Origin of the sequence: Agromyces sp. C10 (genome assembly GCF_023217995.1) — a bacterium.
In the GTDB taxonomy this organism is placed as follows: Bacteria; Actinomycetota; Actinomycetes; order Actinomycetales; family Microbacteriaceae; genus Agromyces; species Agromyces indicus.
In genome coordinates this window covers 152930-178367 of sequence record NZ_JALPSX010000005.1, presented here as the reverse complement: position 1 = coordinate 178367, position 25438 = coordinate 152930, and the positions used below count along the sequence as shown (strand labels likewise).

28 protein-coding genes are annotated in these 25438 nt (G+C 72.9%); 17 read left to right on the top strand and 11 right to left on the bottom strand.

The window, feature by feature from the left end:
• Positions 1 to 72: 72 nt before the first annotated feature.
• The 7 genes from M1L56_RS07510 to M1L56_RS07480 form a co-directional block, all read right to left on the bottom strand.
• Complete coding sequence (locus M1L56_RS07510; protein ID WP_248598743.1) at positions 73 to 2148, bottom strand: ABC transporter ATP-binding protein; 2076 nt, start codon at positions 2146 to 2148, stop codon at positions 73 to 75.
• Positions 2145 to 3878: an ABC transporter ATP-binding protein gene (locus tag M1L56_RS07505; protein WP_248598742.1), complete on the bottom strand. Its 1734-nt coding sequence runs from the start codon at positions 3876 to 3878 to the stop codon at positions 2145 to 2147. The genes M1L56_RS07510 and M1L56_RS07505 overlap by 4 nt, the downstream gene beginning before the upstream one ends.
• A gap of 138 nt (positions 3879 to 4016) precedes the next feature.
• Positions 4017 to 4190 carry a CsbD family protein gene (locus M1L56_RS07500; protein WP_067949146.1) on the bottom strand — a complete coding sequence of 58 codons (174 nt, stop codon included), beginning with the start codon at positions 4188 to 4190 and terminating at the stop codon, positions 4017 to 4019.
• Positions 4191 to 4324: 134 nt separating this feature from the next.
• Positions 4325 to 5146, bottom strand: a complete 822-nt coding sequence (locus tag M1L56_RS07495; protein ID WP_067949148.1) for a DUF429 domain-containing protein — start codon at positions 5144 to 5146, stop codon at positions 4325 to 4327.
• Between the two features lie 114 nt (positions 5147 to 5260).
• Positions 5261 to 6283, bottom strand: a complete 1023-nt coding sequence (locus tag M1L56_RS07490; protein WP_248598741.1) for a TerC family protein — start codon at positions 6281 to 6283, stop codon at positions 5261 to 5263.
• 251 nt (positions 6284 to 6534) lie between these two features.
• Positions 6535 to 7065: a GNAT family N-acetyltransferase gene (locus tag M1L56_RS07485; protein ID WP_248598740.1), complete on the bottom strand. Its 531-nt coding sequence runs from the start codon at positions 7063 to 7065 to the stop codon at positions 6535 to 6537.
• 43 nt (positions 7066 to 7108) lie between these two features.
• Positions 7109 to 8080 carry a BadF/BadG/BcrA/BcrD ATPase family protein gene (locus tag M1L56_RS07480; RefSeq protein ID WP_248598739.1) on the bottom strand — a complete coding sequence of 324 codons (972 nt, stop codon included), beginning with the start codon at positions 8078 to 8080 and terminating at the stop codon, positions 7109 to 7111.
• 141 nt (positions 8081 to 8221) lie between these two features.
• Between M1L56_RS07480 and M1L56_RS07475 the strand changes: the two genes are divergently transcribed.
• Genes M1L56_RS07475 through M1L56_RS07430 form a run of 10 tightly spaced genes read left to right on the top strand, consistent with a single transcriptional unit; the run spans position 8222 to position 19358 of the window.
• Entirely contained in the window at positions 8222 to 9508 is a 1287-nt protein-coding gene (locus M1L56_RS07475; protein WP_248598738.1) for a sugar ABC transporter substrate-binding protein, read from the top strand.
• A 4-nt stretch (positions 9509 to 9512) separates the two neighbouring features.
• The gene (locus M1L56_RS07470) at positions 9513 to 10499 is read left to right on the top strand and encodes a carbohydrate ABC transporter permease (protein WP_248598737.1); all 987 of its coding nucleotides are present in this window, start codon (positions 9513 to 9515) and stop codon (positions 10497 to 10499) included.
• Positions 10496 to 11323: a carbohydrate ABC transporter permease gene (locus M1L56_RS07465; protein WP_248598736.1), complete on the top strand. Its 828-nt coding sequence runs from the start codon at positions 10496 to 10498 to the stop codon at positions 11321 to 11323. Before M1L56_RS07470 ends, M1L56_RS07465 begins: the two co-directional genes overlap by 4 nt.
• Entirely contained in the window at positions 11320 to 12927 is a 1608-nt protein-coding gene (locus tag M1L56_RS07460) for a glycoside hydrolase family 3 protein (RefSeq protein ID WP_248598735.1), read from the top strand. Before M1L56_RS07465 ends, M1L56_RS07460 begins: the two co-directional genes overlap by 4 nt.
• Positions 12924 to 14162 (top strand): anhydro-N-acetylmuramic acid kinase, encoded by a 1239-nt coding sequence (locus tag M1L56_RS07455; protein ID WP_248598734.1) that lies wholly within the window; start codon positions 12924 to 12926, stop codon positions 14160 to 14162. Before M1L56_RS07460 ends, M1L56_RS07455 begins: the two co-directional genes overlap by 4 nt.
• A complete protein-coding gene (gene murQ / locus M1L56_RS07450; protein WP_248598733.1) occupies positions 14159 to 15112 on the top strand; it encodes an N-acetylmuramic acid 6-phosphate etherase in 954 nt (317 codons plus the stop codon). The genes M1L56_RS07455 and murQ overlap by 4 nt, the downstream gene beginning before the upstream one ends.
• Before the next feature lie 8 nt (positions 15113 to 15120).
• Positions 15121 to 16029 (top strand): MurR/RpiR family transcriptional regulator, encoded by a 909-nt coding sequence (locus tag M1L56_RS07445; RefSeq protein ID WP_067944977.1) that lies wholly within the window; start codon positions 15121 to 15123, stop codon positions 16027 to 16029.
• 54 nt (positions 16030 to 16083) lie between these two features.
• Positions 16084 to 17139 (top strand): permease, encoded by a 1056-nt coding sequence (locus M1L56_RS07440; protein ID WP_248598732.1) that lies wholly within the window; start codon positions 16084 to 16086, stop codon positions 17137 to 17139.
• A complete protein-coding gene (locus M1L56_RS07435; protein ID WP_248598731.1) occupies positions 17132 to 17968 on the top strand; it encodes a TIGR03943 family protein in 837 nt (278 codons plus the stop codon). Before M1L56_RS07440 ends, M1L56_RS07435 begins: the two co-directional genes overlap by 8 nt.
• Positions 17958 to 19358, top strand: a complete 1401-nt coding sequence (locus M1L56_RS07430) for a hypothetical protein (RefSeq protein ID WP_248598730.1) — start codon at positions 17958 to 17960, stop codon at positions 19356 to 19358. Before M1L56_RS07435 ends, M1L56_RS07430 begins: the two co-directional genes overlap by 11 nt.
• A 14-nt stretch (positions 19359 to 19372) precedes the next feature.
• On the opposite strand, the gene M1L56_RS07425 is transcribed toward M1L56_RS07430, so the two are convergent.
• The gene (locus tag M1L56_RS07425; RefSeq protein WP_248598729.1) at positions 19373 to 19735 is read right to left on the bottom strand and encodes a DUF2510 domain-containing protein; all 363 of its coding nucleotides are present in this window, start codon (positions 19733 to 19735) and stop codon (positions 19373 to 19375) included.
• Positions 19732 to 20550, bottom strand: coding sequence for a sulfite exporter TauE/SafE family protein (locus M1L56_RS07420; RefSeq protein WP_248598728.1), 819 nt, complete (start codon positions 20548 to 20550; stop codon positions 19732 to 19734). Before M1L56_RS07420 ends, M1L56_RS07425 begins: the two co-directional genes overlap by 4 nt.
• Positions 20551 to 20872: 322 nt before the next feature.
• Here M1L56_RS07420 and M1L56_RS07415 point away from each other — a divergent pair, with 322 nt between their 5' ends.
• The 3 genes from M1L56_RS07415 to M1L56_RS07405 all read left to right on the top strand — a co-directional run bounded on the left by M1L56_RS07415 (position 20873) and on the right by M1L56_RS07405 (position 22387).
• Entirely contained in the window at positions 20873 to 21076 is a 204-nt protein-coding gene (locus M1L56_RS07415; protein WP_067944966.1) for a cold-shock protein, read from the top strand.
• A 154-nt stretch (positions 21077 to 21230) separates the two neighbouring features.
• Positions 21231 to 21923, top strand: coding sequence for a UdgX family uracil-DNA binding protein (locus tag M1L56_RS07410; protein ID WP_248598727.1), 693 nt, complete (start codon positions 21231 to 21233; stop codon positions 21921 to 21923).
• An 89-nt stretch (positions 21924 to 22012) separates the two neighbouring features.
• The gene (locus tag M1L56_RS07405) at positions 22013 to 22387 is read left to right on the top strand and encodes a zf-TFIIB domain-containing protein (RefSeq protein ID WP_248598726.1); all 375 of its coding nucleotides are present in this window, start codon (positions 22013 to 22015) and stop codon (positions 22385 to 22387) included.
• An 88-nt stretch (positions 22388 to 22475) separates the two neighbouring features.
• Here M1L56_RS07405 and M1L56_RS07400 read toward each other — a convergent pair whose 3' ends face one another.
• Together M1L56_RS07400 and M1L56_RS07395 are read right to left on the bottom strand one after the other, a co-directional pair.
• Positions 22476 to 22799 (bottom strand): hypothetical protein, encoded by a 324-nt coding sequence (locus tag M1L56_RS07400; protein WP_067944959.1) that lies wholly within the window; start codon positions 22797 to 22799, stop codon positions 22476 to 22478.
• A gap of 148 nt (positions 22800 to 22947) precedes the next feature.
• The gene (locus M1L56_RS07395) at positions 22948 to 23409 is read right to left on the bottom strand and encodes a VOC family protein (protein WP_248598725.1); all 462 of its coding nucleotides are present in this window, start codon (positions 23407 to 23409) and stop codon (positions 22948 to 22950) included.
• Between the two features lie 183 nt (positions 23410 to 23592).
• On the opposite strand from M1L56_RS07395, the gene M1L56_RS07390 reads away from it, so the two are divergent.
• From M1L56_RS07390 to M1L56_RS07375, 4 genes are read left to right on the top strand one after another with little or no spacing between them, the layout of a single operon-like run.
• Positions 23593 to 23943 carry a helix-turn-helix transcriptional regulator gene (locus tag M1L56_RS07390; RefSeq protein ID WP_067944955.1) on the top strand — a complete coding sequence of 117 codons (351 nt, stop codon included), beginning with the start codon at positions 23593 to 23595 and terminating at the stop codon, positions 23941 to 23943.
• Positions 23940 to 24431: an SRPBCC family protein gene (locus tag M1L56_RS07385; RefSeq protein WP_248598724.1), complete on the top strand. Its 492-nt coding sequence runs from the start codon at positions 23940 to 23942 to the stop codon at positions 24429 to 24431. The genes M1L56_RS07390 and M1L56_RS07385 overlap by 4 nt, the downstream gene beginning before the upstream one ends.
• 1 nt (position 24432) lies before the next feature.
• Positions 24433 to 24879, top strand: coding sequence for a VOC family protein (locus M1L56_RS07380; protein WP_248598723.1), 447 nt, complete (start codon positions 24433 to 24435; stop codon positions 24877 to 24879).
• A gap of 37 nt (positions 24880 to 24916) precedes the next feature.
• Complete coding sequence (locus M1L56_RS07375; protein WP_248598722.1) at positions 24917 to 25438, top strand: metallophosphoesterase; 522 nt, start codon at positions 24917 to 24919, stop codon at positions 25436 to 25438.

The following is a 25438-nucleotide window of genomic DNA, read 5'->3' as shown; positions in this document are numbered from 1 at the left end:
CTCCGCGAGCCGGGAAAAGTCGGAGGGGTGCCGCCGATCGTCCGGCGACACCCCTCGTGGTGGGACGAACGGTCAGGAGCTCGACAGGTCGGCCGAGGCGGGCAGGCTCCCGTCGGCGGCCTCCGTCGAAGCCGGTCGAGCCCCCTCGGCGTCGGGCTCGGCGTCGACGTCGTACGCCGCCTGCTCGAACTGCGAGTTGTAGAGGCGGTAGTAGGCGCCCTTCGCCGCGATGAGCTCGTCGTGCGTGCCCTGCTCGACGATGTCGCCGTGCTCCATGACCAGGATCAGGTCGGCGTCGCGGATCGTCGAGAGGCGGTGCGCGATCACGAACGAGGTCCGGCCCTGCCGCAGCGCGGCCATGGCGTGCTGCACGAGCAGCTCGGTGCGCGTGTCGACGGAGCTGGTCGCCTCGTCGAGGATGAGCACGCTCGGCTGCGCCACGAACGCCCGGGCGATCGTGATGAGCTGCTTCTCACCGGACGAGACGTTCGACGCGTCCTCGTCGAGCACGGTGTCGTAGCCGTCGGGCAGCGAGTGCACGAACCGATCGACGTACGTCGCTCGCGCGGCGGCGATGATCTCGTCGTCGGTCGCGGTCTCGCGTCCGTAGCGGATGTTGTCGCGGATCGTGCCGCCGAACAGCCACGGATCCTGCAGCACCATGCCGGTTCGGGCTCGCACGTCGCGGCGGGTGAGCTCGGAGATGTCCTGCCCGTCGATGAGGATCCGGCCGCCGTCGAGCTCGTAGAACCGCATGACCAGGTTCACGAGCGTCGTCTTGCCGGCACCCGTGGGGCCGACGATCGCCACCGTCTGCCCGGGTTCGACGCGGAACGACAGGTCGCGGATGAGCGGACGCTCGGGCGTGTAGGAGAACGAGACGTGCTCGAACTCGATCACGCCGCGACCCTCGACGGACGCGGGCGCATCCGCGGCATCCGGCGACTGCTCGTCGGCGTCGAGCAGCTCGAACACGCGCTCGGCCGACGCCGTGCCGGACTGCACGACCGCGGCCATGCCGCCGAGCTGCGCGAGCGGTTGCGTGAACTGCTGCGAGTACTGGATGAACGCCTGCACGTCGCCGAGCCGGAGCTGGCCGCCGGCCACCATGATGCTGCCCAGCACGGCGATGCCGACGTAGGTGAGATTGCCGATGAACATCATGCCGGGCATGATGACGCCGGCCAGGAACTGCGCCTTGAACGCCGCCTCGTAGAGCTCCTCGTTCTCGGCGCGGAACTTCTCGCTCGCGTCCCGCTCGCGACCGAAGACCTTCACGAGCGCGTGGCCCGAGAACGACTCCTCGACACGAGCGTTGAGCCGGCCGACCTTCTTCCACTGGATGCCGAACGCGGCCTGCGACTTCGGCCCGATGATGCCGAAGATCACCGCCATGAGCGGCAGTGCGACCAGCGCGACCAGGGTGAGCTGCCACGAGATCGAAAACATCATCACGAGCACGCCGATGACCGTGAGGATGCTCGTCAGCGCGCTCGAGAGCGACTGCTGCATGGTCTGGGTGATGTTGTCGATGTCGTTGGTGACCCGCGAGATGAGCTCGCCGCGCTGCGTGCGGTCGAAGTAGCTGAGGGGCAGTCGGTGGATCTTCGACTCGACCTGCTCGCGCAGGCCGTACATCGCACGGACCATGATCACGTTGATGACGTAGCCCTGGATCCAGGAGAGGACCGAGGCCACGACATACAGGAGGAGCACGATGATCACGAGCTGGCTGAGGCGGACGAAGTCGATGCCCTCGCCCGGGGTCAGCGTCGCTGCGGAGACGATGTTCGCGAGGTCGTCCTGGCCGTCGGCGCGCAACTGCTGGACGACCTGTTCCTGCGTGACGCCCGCCGGGAGCTGCAGCGAGATGAAGCCCTCGAAGATGACGTTCGTCGCCTCGCCGAGCACGCGCGGGGCGATGACGGTGAGCACGACGGCGATCGCGCCGAGCACCGACACGAACGCGAACGACCACTTCCACGGGGCGAGCAGTCCGATCATGCGTCGGAAGCTCCGACCGAAGTCCTGCGCCTTGCCGGGCGCGATGGCGTTCCAGTCCCCGGAGTTGACGCGGGCCTCCTCGGCGAGCTGCTGCTCCTCGAGCTCCTCGGCGGTGAGCTCCCGGCCGTTCACGTCGGCGCTCATGCCTGGGCCTCCACTCCGAGCTGGGATTCGACGATCTCGCGGTACGTCTGGCACGTCTCGACGAGCTCGTCGTGCCGGCCGACGCCGACGACCCGGCCGTCCTCGAGCACCACGATGCGGTCGGCGTCGGTGATGGTGGAGACGCGCTGGGCGACGACCACCTTGGTCACCTCGGGCAGTTCACGCCACAACGCCTGCCTGAGTCTCGCGTCGGTCGTGAGGTCGAGGGCGGAGAACGAGTCGTCGAAGACGAGGATCCGGGGCCGGTGCACGATGGCACGGGCGATCGCGAGCCGCTGCCTCTGCCCGCCGGAGACGTTCGTGCCGCCCTGCGAGATGCGGGCGTCGAGGCCGCCCTCCATCTCGGCCACGAAATCACGGCCCTGCGCGATCTCGAGGGCGTGCCAGAGATCGGCGTCGGTCGCCTCCTCGCGGCCGAACCGCAGGTTCGAGGCCACGGTGCCGGCGAACAGGAACGGCCGCTGGGGCACGAGCCCGATGGTCTTCCACAGTTCGTCGAGGTCGGCCTCGCGCACGTCGACCCCATTCACGAGCACCGCGCCGCCGGTGACGTCGAAGAGCCGGGGGATGAGCGAGACGAGCGTGGTCTTGCCGGCGCCGGTCGAGCCGACGATCGCGACGGTCTCGCCCGGGTCGGCACGGAAGGTCACGCCCTCGAGCACGCCGTGCTCGGCGCCCGGGTACTGGAAGGCGGCGTCGCGGAACTCGACGGTGCCCGGTGCGGGGAAGTCGCCGACGGGCTGCTCGGGGCGAGTGAGCGTCGACTCGCTCGCGAGCACCTCGCCGATGCGCTCGGCCGAGACCGCCGCCCGGGGGATCATGATCGTCGTGAACGCGGCCATGAGCACGCCGCTCAGGATGATGCCGACGTACTGCATGAACGCGAAGAGGGTGCCGACCTGGACCTGGCCCGCGTCGACCTCGATGGCACCGAACCAGATGACCCCGACCACGGTGACGTTGAGCACGAGCATGAACAGCGGGAACAGCGTGATGAAGAGCGTGCCGACGCGACGGCCCACGTCCATGATGTCGTGGTTGGCGACGCTGAACCGCTGCTCCTCGATGGGCTCGCGGACGAACGCGCGCACCACCCGGATGCCGGTGAGCTGCTCGCGCAGGACGCGGTTGACCGCATCGAGGCGCACCTGGAAGGTGCGGAACAGCGGCACCATGCGACTGATGACGAGCGTCGCCACCACGAGGATCGTGATCACCGCCGCCCAGATGAGCCAACTCAGGCCCGCATCCTGCTGCAGTGCCATGAAGATGCCGAAGCCCGCCATGAGCGGCGCGCTCACGAGCATGGTGCCGCCCGTCATCGCGAGCATCTGCACCTGCTGCACGTCGTTGGTGTTGCGCGTGATGAGCGAGCCGGGCCCGAAGTGCGAGACCTCCCGCTCCGAGAACGCGCTGACCTTATCGAAGACGTCGTTGCGGATGTCGCGACCGACGCGCATCGCCGCCTTGGCGGCGAAGTAGGTGGCGATGATCGCCGCGACGATCTGACCGAGCGAGATCGCGAGCATCAGCCCGCCGGTCGACCAGATGAAGGCGGTGTCGCCCTTGGCGATGCCGTCGTCGATGATCGCGGCGTTGAGCCGCGGAAGCGTCAGCGTCGCCGCGACGGACAGGATCTGGAACAGCAGGACGCCGACGATGAGCCACGTGTAGGGCTTGAGGTAGCGGAGGAGGAGACGGCCGAGCACGTGCTGAGCCAACCACCGCCCGCCGACATCGGCAAGCGAGGGGCCTCAGCCCTCAGCGAACGTCACCCCGCGGCATCCGCGGACATGACGATGGGGCGCGCACCCCCGCGGTACGCGCCCCATCCGCTTCATGTCCGGTCAGGAACGGAAGGCATCCTTCACGTTCTCGCCGGCCTGCTTGAGGTTGGCCTTGGTCTGGTCACCGCGGCCTTCGGCTTCGAGGCGCTCGTTGTCGGTCGCCTTGCCGGCGGCCTCCTTGGCCTTGCCTCCGAGCTCCTCGGCCTTGTTTCCGACCTTGTCGCCTTCACCCATCGAGGTCCCCCTCTCGATCCCTTGCGTCGCGCCGTGGATGCGACGTGACCCCAACGCTAGGCGGCCGGATCGACCCGCGACAGGCCCTTGCCAGCCGAGAACCGCTCTGCTAACCGTCCGCCGGACGACGACGTTCAGCGCCGCTGCTCGGGTCGCGCCGGCGCAACGATGGTGGAGGGCCGCCCGTCGGCGTCCGGCGCGGCGCCGAGTCCGAGCACCTGGCAGCGTTCGAGCCCGTGGCGGGCCCAGAGCGCGGCGGTCCAGGCGCACAGCGCGGCGTCGAGCAGGTCCTCGCGGTGCTTGTACGGGCGGTCGGCGAGGGGCGAGCGCTCATCGACGAGGGCGGCCGTGACCGGGTGCGACCGCAGGTCGAGGGGCGGGTCGGCGGTGGCGAGGCGCGTCATCCGCTCGATGAGGTCGTCGCATTCGCGGGCCCGGAACGCCCGGCGCTCGGCGGCGGGCAGGGCGGCGTTCGGGCGCTTGTAGCGCGGCCGTTCGCGGTCGTACCCGAGTTCGGCCGCGCCGACCAGGGTCGTGTAGGGGTAGCACTCGAACGCCGACACCGCGGCGGCGCCCGGCGGCTCGAGCCCGCTCACCACCGCGAATCCCGCGACGGATGCCTCGAGCCGGCGTCGCAGCGCCACGCCGGCGAGCCAGCGCGTGCCGAGGTTGGTCGGGTTGGCGGCGACCTTCCACCGGCCGTACCGCTGCCCGACCTCGCGCTCGGATTCGCGGATGCCGCGGTCGTTCGCGACCACGAGCGGCGCGTCGATCGCGACGACGTCGCCCGGCGACATCCGCTCGGCGAGCCAGGCCGCGACCGCCTCGACGCCGCGCGCCCAGCCCGCGTCGAGCACGGTGCCGTCGGCGCCGAGTCGCACCAGACCGGTCTCGTTCGGCGGACGGGCGGGCGTGCCCTCGCCCCACGCGAGGTCGACGCCGAAGCAGGTCCGCATCCTGGGAGCGTACGACGCCGCCCGCCCGGCCGGTTCCGCGAGTGCGCCCGAACGCGACGAGTGCGCGCGCGTGCACCCGCACACTCGTCGCAATTCCGCGCACTCGGCGGGAGGTCAGGTGCGAGTGAGCTCGCGCGAGCGCCGGAACACCGGCTCGGCTTCGGCGAGTTCCTCGTCGGTCGCGATCCGGAATGCCCCCGCGGGCGCGGCCTCGACCTCGTGGCGCCCCTGGCCGCGCGTGGCGACCAGCGAGGCGACGATCGAGACGGTGATGATGACCGCCACCACCGCGAGCGACACCGTCGTCGGGATGTAGAACACGTCGAGCAGCGCCATCTTGGTGCCCACCCAGACCAGCACCAGCGCGAGGCCGAGCTTCAGGAACCTGAAGCGGTGGATGAGGTCGGCGAGCAGGAAGTACATCGCGCGCAGTCCGAGGATCGCGAACGCGTTCGCCGTGAACACGAGGAACGGCTCGGTCGTCACGGCGAAGATTGCGGGGATCGAGTCGACGGCGAAGATGATGTCGGTGACCTCGACGAGCACGAGCACGGCGAGCAGCGGCGTCGCGACGAGCACGCCCGCGCGACGGATCAGGAACCGCTGCCCGTAGTACGCATCGGTGGTCGGCACGAAGCGCCGGAACAGCCTCAGCGTGCGCGACCGGTCGGGGTGCACGTGCTCGTTGCGCGTGACGAGCATCCGGATGCCGGTGAACATCAGGAAGGCGGCGAAGACGTAGAGGATCCACGAGAAGTTCTCGATGAGCGCGGCGCCGGCGGCGATGAAGATGCCGCGGAAGACGAGCGCGCCGAGCACGCCGAGGAACAGCACGCGGTGCTGGTACTCGCGCGGCACGGCGAACGAGGCGAAGATGATCGCCCACACGAACACGTTGTCGACGGCGAGCGACTTCTCGATCAGGTACCCGGCGAAGTACTGCTGGCCGGCCTCGGCGCCCCACGAGTTCCAGACGATGATGCCGAAGGTGATGCCCGAGAGCACCCAGACGATCGACCAGCCGAGCGCCTCGCGGACGCCGATCACGTGGGCGCGGCGATGGGCGAACAGGTCGATCGCGAGCATCGCGATGATGGCCGCCAGCACGGCGAGCCAGGCGTACAGGGGGACGTCCACGGTCTCCTCCAGTTGTCAGGTGTGGCAACCGGAGGTCTCGTCCGAGCGTCGCGCGCCGCCCGGCCGGAGCCGGGGCCGTGCGGCCCGGGTGCGCCGGAGCCCGGTGGCGGACTCGGAGTGACGACGCACCCTGCGGGGACTACTCCCCTCCGAGAACATGGAAACACATGAAGGCGACTTCATGCATCCTGATCGGGTTCGGTTGCGACATCCTCACAGCGTTCTCGAAGGCGTGCAGGGCGGATGCCGCGTCAGAGCGGCCGCGTGAACACCACCCGGTGCTCGCCCGGGCCGTCGTAGTCGCGCCAGGCGAGCACGCCCTCGATCTCGGTGTCGCCGGAGGAGTCGAAGCCCATGGCGCGGTGGAACCGCTGCGACGCCGCATTGCCGGGGCCGGTGATCGCGCCGACGCGGTGGCATCCGCTCGCCCGCATCGCCGCGAAGAAGCGCTCGTAGAGCGTGCGTGCGAGCCCCGTCGCGCGCAGGTCGGGCCGCACCCCGATGAAGTGGATGTAGGCGACCCCCGGCTGGGACGCCGAGCGGAAGCCGATGAGGAAGGCCGCGAGGTCGCCGTCGCCGTCCTCGACGACCGTCGAGGTGTCCGCGAAGTGCTGCAGGAAGAGGCGCGGCAGGAGCAGGCCGAGGTTCGCGGTGCCGGGCAGGGCCCACCACGCGGGGATGACGCCGACCACGCGCGCATGGTCGCGCTCCTCCGGGCGGCGGAAGCGCAGCCCCGGGTGGGCGGGGTCGGGCTCGAGGCTCGGGCTGCCGAGGGCGGTCATGCCACCATGCTGGCGCAGGATGCCGCGGACGGGGGAGTGCGCCTCATCCGCCTGCGGCGGGTGCGGTGCTCCAGAGCAGGCCGGGCAGGGTCGCGGGTGCGCGGCCCGCGGCGGCGCGACGCGCGAGCTCGACCGCGCCGTCGAGCGGGGCCCCGCGGGACGGCCGGAGGTCGGCGTCGGGCGCGAGGCGGGCGAACTCCGCCGCGAGCGCCTCGGCGTATCGCGGCGCGGCGGTGAGGCCGCCCGTCGCGGCGGCGACGCGGGGGATGCCGTCGACGAGGGCGGCGGCCAGGCTCTCCGCGGCGAGTTGCCCGGCGCGATGCACGATGCCGGATGCCGCGGGATCGCCGGCGTCGGCGAGGGCGACGACGTCCGGGGCGAGCGAGGCCAGCACGCCGGCGCGGTCGTCGAGGGTGAGCAGGCGCGTCCACGTGGGCGGCGCGCCGAGCCGGTCGGTCGCGGCGGCCAGCAGCGCGCGACCCGCCCCACCCACGCCGTCGTGGGCGCGGATCGCGGCCTGCAGTGCGGCGATGCCGATCCAGGCGCCGGAGCCGCGGTCGTCGTAGAGGTGGCCCCAGCCGCCGACGCGGATCCACCGCCGGTCGAGGTCCGTGCCGAGGGCGATGGCGCCCGTGCCGACGGCGATCACCGCGCCCGGCTCGCCGCCGAGCGCCCCGAGGTGGGCGGTCACCGCGTCGGCGGCGACGGCGACGCGCGCACAGCCCGAGGCGGCGACGAGGTCGCGCAGGAGTCCGTCGTGGTCGTCGACCAGCGAGGCGAGTCCCGTCGCACCGACGCCGACGGCCGCGGGCGGGTCGGCGGGCCAGCGGTCGCGGGCGCGGCGCACCAGCTCGACGACGACCGCCGCGACATCCGAGCCCGTCCGGCCCACGCGAGCGCCGTCGGCGGTGAGGGTCCGGACGTCGTCAGCGCCGGCGGGCTCCTCGGACCGCGCGGGCGCGAGGCGGAGGCGGGCGCCGGTGCCCCCGACGTCGATGGCGAGGACCGTGCTCATCGCGGCCGCCGACCGAGAAGCGGACCCGCGGCATCCGCTTTGGAAAAAACTTGCAAACCTGTGCGCATTCCCGAATACTACTTCCAGCCCAGGACGGTGGGGAGCCCACCGACGATGCATTCAACGAGGAGTCGACATCATATGAAGCAGCGAGCCCTACCCATCGCCGCGCTCGGCCTGACCGCGGCGCTGGCCCTCTCCGCGTGCGCCGGCGGATCCGAGGACGGCGGCGCGAACGGCGAGGGCAAGACCCTCGACGTCTGGATCATGCAGGGGACCAACCCCAACTCCGAGGAGTTCTTCGAGGAGGTCTCCGCCGCGTTCACCGAGGAGACCGGCGCGGAGCTCAACGTCGAGTTCGTGCAGTGGGCCGACGCCCACGACCGCTTCGTCACGTCGATCGCCGGCGGCACCACGCCCGACGTCGCCGAGACGGGCACCACCTGGACCGCCGAGTTCGCCGACGCCGGCGCCCTCGCGCCGATCGGCGAGTACGTCGACGGCGAGGACCTCCGCGGCGACCTCGTCGAGGGCCTCGTCGAGTCGGGCACCTACGAGGAGGAGCTCTACGGCATGCCCTGGTACGCCGGCGTGCGCTCGCTCGTGTACCGCGCCGACGTGTTCGAGGAGCTCGGACTCGATGCGCCCGAGAGCTGGGACGACATCGTCGCCGCCGGCGAGGCGATCAAGGCCGCCAAGCCCGAGATGATCGCGTTCGCCGTGCCCGGCGACGCCGAGTTCCCCGTCTACCCGTGGGTCTGGGGCGCCGGCGGCGAGGTCGCCGAGCAGGACGGCGACGAGTGGGTCTCCGGCCTCGACAGCCCCGAGGCGCAGGAGGGCATCGGCTTCTACACCGGCCTCGCGACCGAGCACGGCTTCTCGTCGGCCGGTGCGACCACGTGGAAGGAGACCGAGGTCCTCGACTCGTTCGCCGCGGGCGACGTCGCCATGGCGCTCATGGGCTCGTGGACCCCGTCCGCGATCGTCGAGAAGAACCCCGACCTCGAGGGCAAGTTCGCGGCGGCGCCGATCCCCGGCAAGGACGGCGGCATCGCCCCGTCCGTGCTCGGCGGCTCGCACCTGTCGGTCTTCAACACCGCCGAGGACACCGACCTCGCGTGGGAGTTCGTCAAGCTCATGACCACGGGCGAGTTCGCCGAGAAGTGGGGCTCGCAGTCGGGCTACTTCCCGGGCCAGGCCTCGCTGCTCGAGGACACCATGGCCAGCGACGACCCGCTCGTCGCCCCGTTCGCCACGCAGCTCGTCGAGGGCGGCGCCTCGGTGCCGGTCACCCCGAAGTACGGGGCCGTGCAGGCGAAGAAGACCACGAACACCGCCATCCAGGCGATCCTCTCCGGGCAGAAGACGGTCGAGCAGGCGACGGCCGACGCCGCCGCGGAGATGAACTCGATCATGAACGGCGACTGACGACGTGGTCGATCTGGTCAACCGTCCGCCGGTCGCGTCGGGGGCTCCGGCCCCCGCCGCGGCCGGCGGGCCGACGCGCCCCGTCCGGCGCCGGCGGCATCCGCTCGTCGCCGCCCGCCCGTGGCTGCTGCTCGGACCCGCACTCGCGGTGCTCGCCGTGCTGCTGCTCTGGCCGCTCGTGCGCGTCGTGCTCTTCTCCCTGCAGGACTACGGGCTCCGCGAGATCGTCTCGGGCGAGCCCAACTGGATCGGACTCGCCAACTACGGCGAGGTGTTCACCGATCCGACGCTCTACACCGTCGTGCTCCCGAACACGGTCGGCTTCGCGGTGCTCGCCGTGGCCGGCACCGTCGCCCTCGGCACCGGCGTCGCCGTGCTCATGGCCTCGCTCGGCCCGCTCTGGCGCACCATCGTCGGCAGCGCCATCATGGTCGCCTGGGCCATGCCCGCCGTGACCGGCACCTACGTCTGGATCTGGATCTTCGACGCCGACCGCGGCATCGTCAACAGCACGCTGCAGGCGCTCGGCCTGCAGGACGACCCGGTGAACTGGTTCACCAACCGGTGGACCTTCTACGGGATCGTGCTCCTCAACGTCATCCACCACGGCTTCCCGTTCGTGGCCATCACCATCCTCGCGGGCCTGCTCGGCGTGCCGAAGGAGATGCTCGAGGCCGCCGAGGTCGACGGGGCCGGACCCTGGCGCCGGTTCTTCTCGATCATCGTGCCGAGCCTGCGCCAGGTCTTCGCCGTGGTCATCATCCTGTCCACCATCTGGGACTTCAAGGTGTTCGCGCAGGTCTACCTCATGCCCGGCGGCGCCGGCACCAACCGCGAGGCGCTGAACCTCGGCGTGTGGTCGTACGTCGAGTCGTTCGGGCAGAACCGCTACGGATTCGGCTCGGCGATCGCCGTGCTGCTCACGCTCGTGCTGCTCGCGATCACGGTCGTCTACGTGCGCACCCTGCTGAAGGAGGACGAGGAACTGTGACCCGACGCACCCGACTCGCCGCGTTCAAGGCGGTCCTCGTCGCCCTGCTGCTCGCCTTCACGCTGTTCCCGGCGTTCTGGATGCTCTCGAGCGCGTTCGACGCGCGCGCGGGCTCGGCCGGCAAGGGCCTGCTGCCGCAGGAGTTCTCGCTCGAGAACTTCGAGTACGTGCTCACCGAGGGCGGGTTCGACGTGTTCCTGCGCAACTCGGCCACGGTCGCGCTCGTGACCGTGCTCGCCTCGGCCGTGCTGGCGCTGCTCGCCTCGGTCGCCGTCGCGCGATTCCGGTTCCGGTTCCGCACGGCGATGCTGCTGATGATCCTCATCGTGCAGATGGTGCCGCTCGAGGCGCTCGTCATCCCGCTGTTCGTGCAGGTGCGCGACCTGCAGATGCTGAACACGCTGCTCGGCCTGATCATCGTCTACGTCGCCCTGTCGCTGCCGTTCGGCATCTGGATGCTGCGCGGATTCGTCGCCGCCGTGCCGAAGGAGCTCGAGGAGGCCGCCTACCTCGACGGCGCGAGCTGGGGCCGCATGTTCCGCTCGGTGCTGCTCCCGCTCGTGATGCCCGGCCTCGTCGCCACCTCGGTGTTCTCGTTCATCACCGCGTGGAACGAGTTCATCTTCGCCATGACGCTGCTCGGCGGCGCGACCGAGAACTACACGGTCGCGATCGGCCTCAAGCAGTTCTTCGGCGAGCACTCCAACGACTGGGGCGCCATCATGGCGGCGTCGACGATCATCACCGTGCCCGTGATGGTGTTCTTCGTCCTCGTGCAGCGCAAGCTCGCCTCGGGCCTCGTCGCGGGGGCGGTGAAGGGATGACGCGCTCCGCCGATCCCGCCGTCCGCACCCTCGTCGACGGCGTGCTGTGGCCGGGGTTCCTCGGCACGGCCGTCCCCGACTGGCTGCGCCGCGACCTCGACGGCGGACTCGCCGGCGCGGTGCTCTTCGCGCACAACCTGGGCGGCGACGACGAGCGCGCGGCGCTCGCGCACGACCTCCACGACCGGCGCGACGACGTGCTCGTCGGCGTCGACGAGGAGGGCGGCAACGTCACCCGACTCGAGTCCGCCTCCGGCTCGACGCTGCCCGGTGCCGCCCAGCTCGGGCGCGTGGACGACCTGGCCGCGACCGAGACGGTCGGAGCCGAGCTCGCGCGGCGGGTCGCCGCGGTCGGCGCCAACGTGGTGCTCGCCCCCGACGCCGACGTCAACGTCGACCCGCGCAACCCGGTGATCGGCGTGCGCTCGTTCGGCGACGACGCCGGGCTCGTGTCGCGCCACGCCGCCGCACTCGTGCGCGGCATCCGCTCGGGCGGCGCCGCCGCGTGCGCCAAGCACTGGCCCGGCCACGGCGACACGCACGTCGACTCGCACCACGGCCTGCCCGTGCTCGGGATGCCGGAGCGCGAGCTCGAGCGGATCCACCTCGAGGCGTTCCGGGCCGCGATCGCCGCGGGCGTGCCGGCCGTCATGACCGCGCACCTCGTCGTGCCGTCCTGGGGCGCCGAACCCGCCACCATGAACCCCGTCGCGCTCGGTCGCCTCCGCGGACTCGGGTTCGACGGCGCCGTGATCACGGACGCGCTCGACATGGCCGCGATCCGCGAGACCGTGGGCACGGGCGTCGGCGCCGTGCGCGCGCTCCTCGCCGGCGCCGACCTGCTCTGCCTCGGCAACCCGGCGAACCCGTGGGGCGGCGCGCCCGCCCCGGACGCCGACGTCGCCGTGCTCGCCGAGGTGCGCCGGGCGCTGCTCGACGCCGTCGACGACAGAACCCTGCCCGTGGCACGCCTCGAGGAGGCGGGCCGGCGCGTGCGCGCGCTCGCCGACCACGCCCGCGCCGCCGCCGATGCCGCGGCCGTCGCGGCGACCGCCGGCCAGGCCCCGCGACTCGGCCCCGGTGCGGCCCTGGAACTGGCCCGCGCCGCGATCGACGTCACCCGGCCGGTGCCGCCCGTCGACGGGCCCGCGGTCGTGCTCGACGTGCGGCGCCGGGCGACGCTCGCGGTCGACGCCGCGCTCGATGCGGTCGCGTCGGTGCTCGCCGCCGGCGGGCCCGTGCACCGCGTCGACCCGGCCGAGGACCGCGGCCGCGCCCTCGTCGCCGCGGTCGAGGCCGCCGACCATCCCACGGCCGACGGCTGCGGCGTCGTCGTGCTCGTCGACCGGCTCGCCGACCCCCCGCAGGCGGCCCTCGTCGTCGCCGTCGCACGCGTGCGGCCCGACGCGGTCGTCGTCAACGTCGGCGCCGCCGACGGTGCGCCCGACATCGCGGCCGGCACCGACGCGCCCGCCCTGCCCGTCGTCCACGCGCGCGCCGCGAGCCGGCTCGCCGCCATCGCCGTCCGCGAGCGGCTCGAAGCCGGCACGACGCCGGCGCAGCCTACGGCCGGCGTCCCGCTCGCGTCCGGAGCCGGCCGATGAGGATCCTCGCGCTCCAGTCCGGCACGTCGGCCGACGGCATCGACGTCGCCCTGGTCGACGTCGAGCACCGCGCCGACGCGGATGCCGGCGTGCACCTCGGCCTGGCGCCCGTCCGCACCCGGACCGTAGCCTGGCCCGACGGGCTGCGCGACCGGGTGCTCGACGTGGTGCACGGTGCCGCCCTCACGGGCGCGGAGTGGTGCCGCCTCGACACCGAGCTCGGTCGCGCGTTCGCCGACGCCGCGGCATCCGTCGCCCCGGCCGGCGAGGCCGACCTCGTCGTCTCGCACGGGCAGACCGTGCACCACTGGGTCGACGGCGGTCGCGCGCAGGGCACGCTGCAGCTCGGCTCGCCCGCGTGGATCGCCGAGCGCATGGACGCGCCCGTGGTCGCCGACCTGCGGACGGCCGACATCGCCGCGGGCGGCGAGGGCGCCCCCCTCATGGCCGTGTTCGACCGGGCCTGGCTCGGCGCCGAGGCGCGCGAGTCGGGCCGGCCCATCGCCACCGCGAACCTCGGCGGCATCGCCAACGTGCAGGTCGTGCACCCCGACGGCGAGGTCGAGGCGTTCGACACCGGCCCGGCCAACGGACTGCTCGACGCGGCCGTCGCCCGCGCCACCGACGGCGCGAGCGGCTACGACCGCGACGGTGCGCTCGCCGCGGGCGGCACGGTGCACGACGCGCTCCTGCGCGAGCTCCTCGCGCACCCGTACTTCGCAGCGCCGGCGCCCAAGACCACCGGGCGCGAGACGTTCACGCTCGACGTCGTCGACGCCGCGGCGAGGCGAGCGGATGCCGCGGACCTACCGCTCGCCGACCTGCTCGCCACGCTCGCCGAGCTCACCGCGCGCACCGTCGTCGCGGCCGTGCCGGACGGCACCGCCGACCTCGTCCTCTCGGGCGGCGGCGTGCACAACGCCGACCTCGTGCGCCGGATCGGCGCGCACGCAGGGGCCCGCGGCATCCGCCCCACCTCGAGCGCCGAACGCGGCGTCGACCCCGACGCCAAGGAGGTGCTGCTGTTCGGCCTGCTCGGCTGGATGCGCTGCCACGGCATCGCCGCCGAACTGACCCGGCACGGACGCGGCACGCCGCGCGTGCTCGGCACCCTCACCGCCGCCCGCGGCCCCGGCGCACCGCCCGGCCGCCACCGCACCGACGCACCACCGCACCGGCTCGCCGCCCTCACCGTGCAGCCGAGTCCCGCCCCGAACATGGAAGACCAGGCATGACCTCCCTCACCAGCTCCACGCCGCCCGCCGACCTGCGCGACCTGCTCGAGCACCTCGCCACCGAGGCGGTCCGCGGCGACTCCGGCGAGCTCGACCTGCTCGACACGGCCGCGCAGCTCGCCGTGCTCGACGCGGCGAACGCCGAGGCGGTCGCCGTGGTCCGCGCGGCCGCGCCGCAGATCGCCGCCGCCGTCGACGCCATCGTGCCGCGGCTCCGCGACGGCGGCCGCCTCGTCTACGTCGGCGCCGGGACCGCCGGCCGCATGGGCGTGCTCGACGCGAGCGAGATCCCGCCGACGTTCGGCACCGACCCCGCGCTCGTCGTCGGGCTCATCGCGGGCGGCGACCGCGCGCTCCGGCACTCCGTGGAGGACGCCGAGGACGACCCCGGCGCCGGTGCCGCCGACCTCGCCGCGATCGGCCTCTCCTCGCGCGACGCGGTGGTCGGCATCTCCGCCTCCGGCCGCACGCCCTACGTCGTCGGCGCGCTCCGGCACGCCCGCGAGGCCGGCGCGCTCACGATCGGCTTCGCGTGCAACGCCGACTCGGAGATCGCCCGCGTCGCGGAGCTCGCGATCGAGACGGTGGTCGGCCCCGAGGTCGTCACGGGGTCGACCCGGCTCAAGGGCGGCACCGCCCAGAAGCTCGTGCTGAACGCCGTCTCGACCCTCGCGATGGTGCGCCTCGGCAAGGTGCACGGCAACCTCATGGTCGACGTCCGCGCGACCAACGCGAAGCTCCGCGCGCGCGCCGAGCGCATCGTCCGGTTGGCGACCGGGGTCGACGCGGATGCCGCGGCCGCCGCGCTCGCCGCGTGCGACGGTCGCGTGAAGCCCGCCATCCTGGTGACCCTGACGGGGGTGTCGCCGGAGGTCGCGACCGAGCGACTCGCCCGCGAGGATGGAGTGCTGCGCGCTGCGTTGCGCGGCATCATCGACGAGACCCGGTGAGGAGTCCGATGACCAACGTGCTGACCGAGGTGCGGCAGGCGCTGCCGCGGCTGAGCTCCGCCGAGGCGAAGGTGGCCGAGGCGGTCGTCGACGACCCGACGCTCGTGGTCGACCTCACCATCACCGAACTCGCCGACGTGTGCGGCACGTCGCTGTCGACCGTGGCGCGCTTCTGCCAGACCCTGGGGTTCTCGGGCTACCGCGAGTTCCGCATGGAGGTCGCGAGCGCCCTCAGCCGCGAGCAGGCCGAGCGGGATCGCTTCGGGCTCGCCGACTCCGACATCAGCCCCGACGACCCGGTCGGCGACGTCATCTCGAAGATCGCGTTCCAGGAGGTGCTCGCGATCGAGCAGACCGCGCACGCGCTCGACACGACGGTGCTCGACGCGGTCGTCGACGCGCTCGCCGGCGCGCGGCACGTGGACGTGTACGGCTTCGGCGCCTCCGGCCTCACCGCGCAGGACCTGCAGCAGAAGCTCGCCCGCATCGGCATCTCCGCGGCGTGCTCGGTCGACGTGCACGTGGCGCTCGTCTCCGCGGCGCTGCGGCGGCCCGGCGATGTCGCGATCGCCGTGTCGCACACGGGCCTCACCGCCGAGACCCTCCAGGCCCTCGAGGTCGCGGGCGCGGCGGGGGCGACGACGGTCGCGATCACGAACTCGCCGCACTCGCCCGTGGGCCGCGCCGCGCAGTACGTGCTCGCCACGCAGGCCCGCGAGAGCGCGTACCGCATGGGCGCGATGTCGAGCCGCATCGCGCAGCTCGCGATGGTCGACTTCGTGTTCGTCCGCCTCGCGCAGCGACTGCACGACGAGGTCGCCGCGCCGCTGCGTCGCACCTGGGAGGTGACCGCGACCCACCGCCGGTCCGCCCGGGGGAGCGCCGCGCACGACGTCGGAACCGCCCCCGAGCACTGAGCCCCGCCCGCGCCCTGCGCGCATCCGCTTCGCGCTTTGCCTACCCTTGAGGGGATGACGTCCCCCGTGAGCGCCCCCGCGCGACCCGCCAGCACGACCCGACGCACCGTCGGGTTCGGCGTGGGCGTCGCCGCCGTGCTGCTGCTGCTCTCGGTGCGCCTGTTCGTCCCCGCCGAGACCGGGGAGGCGCTCTCCGACGGCGTGCGCGACGGCATCACGCTCGCGATCAGCGTCGTCATCGAGTCGCTGCCGTTCGTCTTCCTCGGCATCGTGCTCTCGATCGCGGTGCAGCTGTTCCTGCCGGCCGACTTCCTGATGCGGCGCCTGCCGCGCACGCCGTGGCTGCGGCGCGCGGTCGTCTCGCTGTTCGGCGTGCTGCTTCCCGTTTGCGAGTGCGGCAACGTGCCGCTCGCGCGCGGCCTGATGCTCCGCGGCCTGTCGGTCGGCGAGTCGATGACCTTCCTGCTCGCCGCGCCCATCCTGAACCCGGTGACGATCGTGGTGACGTACCAGGCGTTCGGCTGGGAGGACGGCATCCTCGCGTGGCGCATCATCGGCGGGTTCCTCGTCGCGAACCTGATCGGCTGGATCTTCAGCCGGCACCCCGATCCGATGCGCCTGCTCACGCCCGGCTTCCAGGCCACGTGCGCGCACGCCGCCGACGAGCAGGCGGCGCACGGCGGTGCGCACGGGCGCGCTGCGGCGCCGGCGAAGGCGCGGCAGGCGGTCCGCATGTTCGCCGACGAGACCTCGGCGATGCTGCCGGCGCTCATGGTCGGCTCGGCGATCGCGGGCGCCATCCAGATCGCGGTGTCGCGCGACGTGCTCGTCGCGGTCGGGCAGGACGCGGTGTGGTCGGTCGTCGCCCTCATGCTGCTGGCGTTCGTCATCTCGATCTGCTCGAACGTCGACGCGTTCTTCGCGCTCGCGTTCGGCTCGACGTTCCTGCCGGGCGCGATCATCGCGTTCCTCGTGTTCGGTCCGATGATCGACATCAAGATGCTCGCGCTCATGCGCACGACGTTCACGGCCCGCACGCTCGTGCAGGTCACGGCGGTGGTGGCGCTCGCGTCGGCCGCGATCGGGTTGGGGGTGAACGCGTTTGCGTGAGTTCCTGCGCCGCTGGCAGGGCGTGCTGCTCGCCGCGATCGGCGTCATCGCGACGCTGTGGCTCGCCGCGACGAACCGCCTGGGCTTCTACATCCACCCGCGCTACTTCCTCTTCACGGTGATCATGGCCGTGATCGCGGTGGTCTTCGTGGTGGCCGCGTTCGCCGTGATCCCGGTGCTGCGACGGCGGGCGACGGATGCCGCGGGCGACGGCTCCGACGGCCACGACCACGACGACGACGACGACGACCATCACGGCCACGGCCACGGCCACGACCACGTCCACGACGCCGCCGCGGCCGGCCCCGCGGCATCCGCTCGCCGTCGCCTCGGCACGGTCGCCGGCATCGCGATCGTGGCCGGCACGGCCGTGGCCCTGCTCGTGCTGCCGCCCGCGACGCTGACCACGGCGACCGCCGAGAACCGCGAGCTGAACGCCACGGCCGTCGGGCCCGATTCGGCCGCGCCCGACCTCGTCGGCGGCGACACCTCGTCGTTCACGGTCAAGGACTGGGCCCTCATCCTGCGGCAGAACCCCGACCCGGCCGACTTCGCCGACCCGATCTCCGTCACCGGGTTCGTGCTGCCGTCGCCCGACGACGAGGACGTCTTCTACGTCGCCCGGTTCACGGTCACCTGCTGCGCGGTCGATGCGCAGCCCGTCGGCGTGCCCGTGCACCTGCCCGGCTGGCAGGACCGCTTCGCGGCCGACGACTGGGTCACCGCGGAGGGCCGGCTCGACGTCGACCCCGCCGCCGGGCCGTCGCCCGTGCTGGTCCCCGAGACGGTCGAACCGACCGAGCAGCCGGAGCAGCCGTATGTCTTCTGAGTCGCCCGTCGCCGGCGCTGCCGAGTCGCCGCCCGCGTCGGCGCGCTTCACGCGGCTCGTGCTCGCCATCGTCGCGGTGCTCGCGGTGCTCGTCGTCGGCCTGGGCGCGGCGAACGCCCTCCGCGGGCCGCGCGTGTTCGACACGGTCGCCGGCCTCGGCGACGCGACGCGCCTCGCGGGGACGACGATCGAGTTCCGCCTGAACCAGCCGGTCGCCGACCTCGACGCGAGCGCGGTGCGGGTCGACCCGGCGACGGATGCCACGGTCTCGGTCGACGACCGGACGGTGCGCGTCGCGTTCGCCGCGCCGCTGCGCCCCTCGCAGGACTACGTCGTCGAGGTGGCCGGCGTGCGCGCCGTCGGCGGCGGACCGGAATCGGCGCTGCGGCACGAGTTCCGCACCGCGGACGAGGTGCTCCACGTGCTGCAGCGCCGCGCCGACGGCGACGACACGGTGGTCCGCGTCGCGACCGGCGGCGGTGAGCCCGAGGTCGTGCTCGCCGCACCGCGGATCGAGTCCTTCGCCCACGCCGGCGACGTCATCGCGGCGATCGAGCTCCTCGACGACGGCGCGAACGCGCTCCGGATCGCCGCCGCCGGCCAGGAGGGCCCGCCGGCGAGCCTGGCGCTCCCGCAGTCCGGCGACGTGCGCAACCTGCAGGCCTCGACCACCCGCCCGCTGCTCGGCTTCGTCCAGGACGGGGCCGGCGGATTCGCGACGCTGCACGTGCTCGACGTCGCCGACGGGGTGGCGGCGACGCCGCAACCCGTGCTCGGACTCGACGGGTCGCCCATGTCGGTGGACGACTACGCGTTCGTTCCCGGAACCTCGTCGCTCGTCGTGCGCGACCGCGACGGCGCGATGTTCCTGGTCGACGCGGCCGGCGTGCGCCCGTCGACGCCGCTCGGCTCGCACACCGAGTTGCGCGGCATCCTCCCGGGCACCAGCACGGTGGTCGTCGCGGATCCCGATCGCGGCGCCACGATCGACCTCGCGACCGGGGAGACCTCGACCCTCGAGCTGCCCCCGGCCGACCTGCCCGACGGGGCGTACCCGGGCCGGGTGACGTCGCTCGACCTCGCGGGTGCGCACCTGCTCAACGTGCTCATCTTCGACGGCTCCGACGGGGGCCAGGCCTCCCTCGTCGCCCGGGCGGACGCCGACGGCACCTCGGTCGTGTTCGCGCCGGCGGAGGGCTCGGCCGTGCTCGACCACTGCCTCGCCCCCGGTGGCACCCTCGTCGCCGTCGAGACGGGCGCGGTGGGCGCGCCGAACGACGGCTACGAGGACGAGCCGTGGGTGGCCGACACGATCACGACCCTCGTGGAGGTCGACACCGGCCGCATCGTGCTGAGCCTCGCGGGCGGTCGCAGCGACTGGTGCGGCTGACGCCGCCGAGCCGGTCAGCCGATCAGGGCGATCGCGAGGGCGGCGCAGGCGATGACGAGCGCCGCCGCCGCGGTGATGGTGCCCGCCGGACCCGCGACGCGCACTGTGCCGCGACCGTCGTCGACCGGGCGCGCGGCGGGCGGCGTCGGGATCGTGGTGTGCTCGGCCACGGCCTCCGCGAGGCGGATCGTGCGGTGCAGCGCCGGCTCCGGCCGGCTCGGGGCAGCGGATGCCACGGGGACGTCGCCGGGGAGGGCGACCCGCACGGCGCCCGCGCGCGCGGTGTGCGGCGTCCACCCGGAGCCGTCCCAGTAGCGCAGGAGCGCGGCATCCGTCTCGTCGGGGTGCCAGCCGGCGGCCCGGTCGCCCGGGGTCACGAGCGTTCCGAACGCCCCGCACGGATGGCGCGGACGGAGAGCTGCACGGATGCCGCGACGAGCAGCGCGGCGAACAGCCACGCCGCGACCGTCGGCGGCAGGAGGAACGCGAGGGCGACCCCGGGGATCGCGGCGAGCGTCGCGGCGGCGCCGACGATGAGGCCGTCGCGCGCGACGAGCATCCGGCCGCGGATGTTGGCGATGCTGCCCGAGATCGACGTGGGGATCATGGCCGCGAGCGAGGTGCCCTTGGCCAGGAGGTCGCCCATGCCGAACAGCGTGATGAACGCGGGCACCATGATGAGCCCGCCGCCGATGCCGAACAGGCCGGCCGCGATGCCCATCACGAACCCGAGGCCCACGTAGGCGATGCCGATGCCGAGGTCGAATTCGGCCGGGTCCGCGGTCCGGTCCGGCGGCACGATCACGAGGCGCACCGCCACGACGAGCAGCAGCACGATGAAGCCCCATCGCAGCCACCCGATCGGCAGACGCCGGAGCAGGTGGGCGCCGATCCAGGATCCGCCGATGCCGCCCACGGCCACGAGGCCCGCCGCGGCGAGATCGACCTCGCCGTTGGCGAAGTAGGCGATCGAGCCGACGATCGCGGTCGGCACGATGGCCGCGAGCGAGGTCGCGGCGGCCCGGCGCTGGTCGAATCCCGCGAGGACGATGAGCAGGGGGACCATGATGATCCCGCCGCCCACGCCGAACGCGCCGGAGAGCAGGCCGCCCACCACCCCGACCGCGATGAGCCGCAGCGGCGACGCCGGTCGCGGCGCGGATACGACGGGATCGGCTGGCTGGTCGGGCATCCGTCCACTGTATCCACGCGCCCGCGCGCGGCCATGGGGAGCGGTCCCCGCGAGACGTTACGCAAACGTATTGCGGACGCACAGGAAGGATGGGATAGCCTGAAGGTTCCTCCAACTTGCGGGCGCCCGCCCGTGTCACGACTGATTGCCCGGAGGCGGCACGATCCGCAGGCATGACCCGAGACCGAGGGATCGCCGCCGTAACGGCGCAGCACCCTCGGACATCGTCCACCGACATCCGTCGGGGGACTGCGGACGGCCGTCTGGCCGAACGTGACGGGCCGAACCGTTCGGCCCGGTTCGAAGCAAGGGAATACACAGCATGGCAACCGGAACCGTCAAGTGGTTCAACGCCGAGAAGGGCTTCGGCTTCATCGCCCCCTCCGACGGCAGCGCCGACGTCTTCGCGCACTTCAGCGCCATCACGGGCAGCGGCTACCGCTCGCTCGACGAGGGCCAGAACGTGGAGTTCGAGGTCGTCCAGGGTCAGAAGGGCCCGCAGGCCGAGAACATCCGCGCGATCTGAGCGCACGACGCGCATCGCGCGTCGCACCCGAACGCCGGGCCGGACTCATCGTCCGCCCGGCGTTCGCCGTTTCCGGGGCCCCTGGCCGTAGCACGCGGCGCGCGCCCGGGCAACGGGATGGGGCGCCGGGGGAGCGGGTCGTAGCCTCGCCCGCATGACCCCCGCCGCGGAGCGCCCGGACGCCGGAGCCGAGGACGTTCGTCCCGGCGCCGAGGCGTGGGTGCCCGCCGCGGCCGATCTCGACGCGCTCCGGTCGGCCGCTCCCGGATGCCGCGGCTGCGAGCTCTACCGCGACGCCACGCAGGTGGTGTTCTCGTCCGGTGGGGCGGCTGCCCGCCTGATGCTCGTGGGGGAGCAGCCCGGCGACCGGGAGGACCTCGAGGGCGAGCCCTTCGTCGGGCCCGCGGGTCGCCTGCTCGACCGGGCGCTCGACGCGGCGGGCATCCCGCGCGGCGACGCGTACCTCACCAACGCCGTCAAGCACTTCCGATTCGAACTGCGCGGCAAGCGGCGCATCCACGCCAAGCCGGCGGTCGCGCACGTCGTGGCATGCCGGCCCTGGCTCGAGGCGGAGTTCGACGTGGTGCGGCCCCGCGTCGTCGTCTGCCTCGGGGCGACGGCGGCGCGTGCGGTCGTCGGCTCGGCGGTGCGCATCGGCGAGGTGCGGGGTCGGGTGCTGGAGGAGGATCGTTCGGGGCGGCCGCTCCCGGCGCCGACGGTGGTCACGGAACATCCGTCGGCCGTGCTCCGGCTGCGGGAGCGCCCGGTGCGCGAGGCGGCGTTCGCCCGGCTCGTCGACGATCTCGCCGCCGCGGCGGAGGTCGCGGAGGGGAGCTCCGCGCGGTGATCGCGGCCGGTGTCGGAGCCGACCGGTCCCGCCGATCTCGCAGCTTGCCCCGATAGGCTCGCGGCCCCACCCGTGATGAAGGAGTCAGCATGCAGTGCCCCACCGACGGCGCCGTCCTCGTGATGAGCGAGCGCAGCGGGATCGAGATCGACTACTGCCCGACGTGCCGTGGCGTGTGGCTCGACCGCGGCGAGCTCGACAAGATCATCGAGCGCGCCGGGCAGGAGTTCGCCCGTGGCGCGAGCGCTCCGGTGCCCCCGACGCCCGCGCCGCAGATGGCCCCGCAGCAGCCCGCTCCGCCGCAGCAGGGCTATCCGGCGAACCCGATGGACCTGCTGCGGCAGGCGACCGGTGGGTACGGCGACCGCCGGTACGACGACCGCCGCTACGACGATCGCCGCTACGACCAGGGCGCGCCGCGCAAGAAGCGCAAGGACAACTGGCTGTCGGAGCTGTTCGACTGAGCGTCCGATCCGAGGCCGCGCACGTGAACGGGACCCCGACCGCCGAGGCGGTGCGGGGGCCCGTTCCGCGCGCGGAGCGCGGTCGGTCTCAGCCGACGAGGGCGAGCGGCGGTTCGCTCGCCTCGGTCTCGATGCTCATGCCGGCGGCGGAGTTGGCTGCGGCGACGAGGCGCTCCAGCCAGGCGCGGTCGAGCGGTCCCGACTCCTCGGCGTCGAAGACGAACCGGAGCGGGATGGCCGGCTCGATCCAGAGCGTCTCGGCGGCGGCGCCCGCGGTGGCGTCGCCGCGCAGGGTGAGCGCGAACGGCTCACGGCGGCGGAGCTTGGCGAAGACGGCGGCGCGCAGGTGGCGCAGGGTGCGGTCGTCGATGACGTAGTGGTGGCCGTCGAACCCGTACGCGAGCTGTCCCATCGTGTCCCCTCGGTCGTCATCGGGCCGGTTGTTCGGCCCGTCGTGCTGTTCGGTGATCCGAGCGTAGCGTTTTACTAGACGGTCTAGCGAAAGATGAGGAGAACCGTTCCGATAACGGATAACCGGGCCGAGCGACGCGGATCCGGGCCTATTCGTCCGCGGTCTCCCGGTCCACCGTTGCGGTGGTCGCGGGCACCGACGCCCGGCCGATCGCGACCATCCACTGCACGCCGTACCGGTCGACGACGAGGCCGAAGGCGTCGCCCCACGGGGTCGGCTCGAGGTCGACGGTGACCTGGCCGTCATCGGTCAGGCGTTCCCAGTACTCCCGCAGCCGTCCCTCGTCCTCGTGCCCGCCGCTCAGCGACACCGCGAAGTTGGTCCCCGCCTCGAAGGGCATCTCGTTCGGGGTGTCCGCGCCCATCAGGTTGAGGTCGCCGGAGACGAGGTGGGCGTGCATGATCTTGTCGGCCTCGACGGGATTCTCGGCGGCGTCGAAGTCGCCGAAGGTGCTGAGCGTGAGATCGCCGCCGAAGATCGAATGGTAGAACTCCATCGCCTCGCGCGCCTCGTCGCGGAAGCTCAGGTACGGGGTGAGCAGGACGGACAATGGGGCCTCCTGGGTGGCTGCGGCGGGCCGCGCGGCGTGCGCGGCGTGGTGCGATTCTGCCGTGCCGGCGGGCGCCGGCGCGAGGGGTGGCGGATGCCGCGGCATCCGTGGTCGTCTGCTTGACGTCGCCCGCCGACCGGCGTAGCTTATCAACCAATGAGTTGATCAATCGATTGGTTGAATATGAATGCCGCCGACGCCGATGACCGGCTCGACCGTGCCTTCCTGGCGCTGGCCGACCCGGTTCGCCGACGGATGGTCGCGCGGCTCAGCCGCGGACCGGCCACGGTCAACGAACTCGCCGAACCGTTCGACATCACCGTGCAGGCGGTGTCGAAGCACATCCGGGTCCTCGAGTCCGCCGGACTCGTCACCCGCAGCCGCGACGCCCAGCGTCGCCCCGTGCACCTCGATGCGGCCGCGCTCGAGAAGCTCACCGAGTGGATCGACCGGTATCGCCTCATCCACGAGCAGCAGTACCGCAAGCTCGACGCGCTGCTCGCCCGCAGCGACACGAAGGAGTCGTCGTCATGACCACCGAGACCCGCAACCCCGTCACCATCACCGCCCCCGAGGGCCTGCCGTACATCGACATCGAGCGCGTGTTCGACGCGCCCGTCTCGGCGGTCTTCGCCGCCCACCGGGACCCCGAACTCGTGCGGCAGTGGCTCGGACCCGACGGGTACGAGATGCGCATCGAACGCTGGGACTACCGGACGCAGGGCGGGTACCGCTACGTGCACACCGACCCCGAGGGCAACGACTGGGCCTTCAACGGCACGTTCCACACGGTCCGCGAGAACGAGTTCGCGGTGCAGACCTTCGAGTTCGAGGGCGTGGCCGACGTGGTCGCCGTCGAATCCATGACGTTCGAGGACCTCGGCGACGGGCGCACGCGCCTGCGCGGGCACTCGGTGTACCCGAGCCTCGAGGCTCGCGACGGCATGGTGCAGTCCGGCATGGAACGCGGCGTGAGCGAGGGCTTCGCCCGGCTCGACGCCCTGCTCGCGGCGGAGGTGTGACATGGACTGGACGCTCGAGGTCGTCATCGTCCCCGTGAGCGATCTCGACCGCGCGATCGAGTTCTACCGCGACCGCGTCGGCTTCGAGCTCGACCACGACACGCACGCCGGACCGCACCGGTTCGTGCAGCTCACCCCGCCGGGGTCCGGGTGTTCGGTCGTCATGGGCACGCTCCCGGCGCATTCCGAGATGGCGCCCGGCTCGCTCAAGGGGGTGCAGCTCGTCGTCGCCGACGCCGAGGCGGCGCGCGCGCAACTCGTCGCGCGCGGCGTCGACGCCGGCCCGATCCAGGTGATCGACCCGCGCGACGGCGGCACGTTCTTCGGGTTCGCCGACCCCGACGGCAACTCGTGGGCGGTGCAGCAGATCCGGGCGCGCGGCGAGCGGCCGCTCATCCCGCACGAGGCGCGGCAGCGCTTCGGCGCCGAGCAGGACGCGACGGCCTGACAGGGGTGCTCCCGGCGCGGGCGGGCAGGATGAGGAGGTGACCTCCCTCGTCCTGCTCGCCGACACGCACCTGCCCAAGCGCGCACGCGACCTGCCGCCCGAGGCCTGGGCCGCGGTGGATGCCGCGGACCTGGTCGTCCACGCCGGGGACTGGGTCGACGTCGCCACCCTCGACGCGCTCGAGGCCCGGGCGGCGCGACTCGTCGGCGTCCACGGCAACAATGACGGCGCCGCGCTGCGCGCCCGCCTGCCCGAGGTGGCCCGGATCGAGGTCGACGGCGTGCGGATCGCGGTCGTCCACGAGACCGGAGCCGCCGCCGGACGCGAGCGGCGCATGCAGGCCGCCTTCCCCGACGTCGACGTCCTCGTCTTCGGGCACAGCCACATCCCGTGGGACACGACCGCGCCGAACGGCCTGCGCCTGCTCAACCCGGGTTCACCGACCGACCGGCGCCGCCAACCCATGGCGACGTTCATGACGGCGACCGCTCGCGACGGGCGGCTCGACGACGTCCGGCTCGTCGCGATCGACCCGGCCTGGCGCGGCGCAGGCCACTGA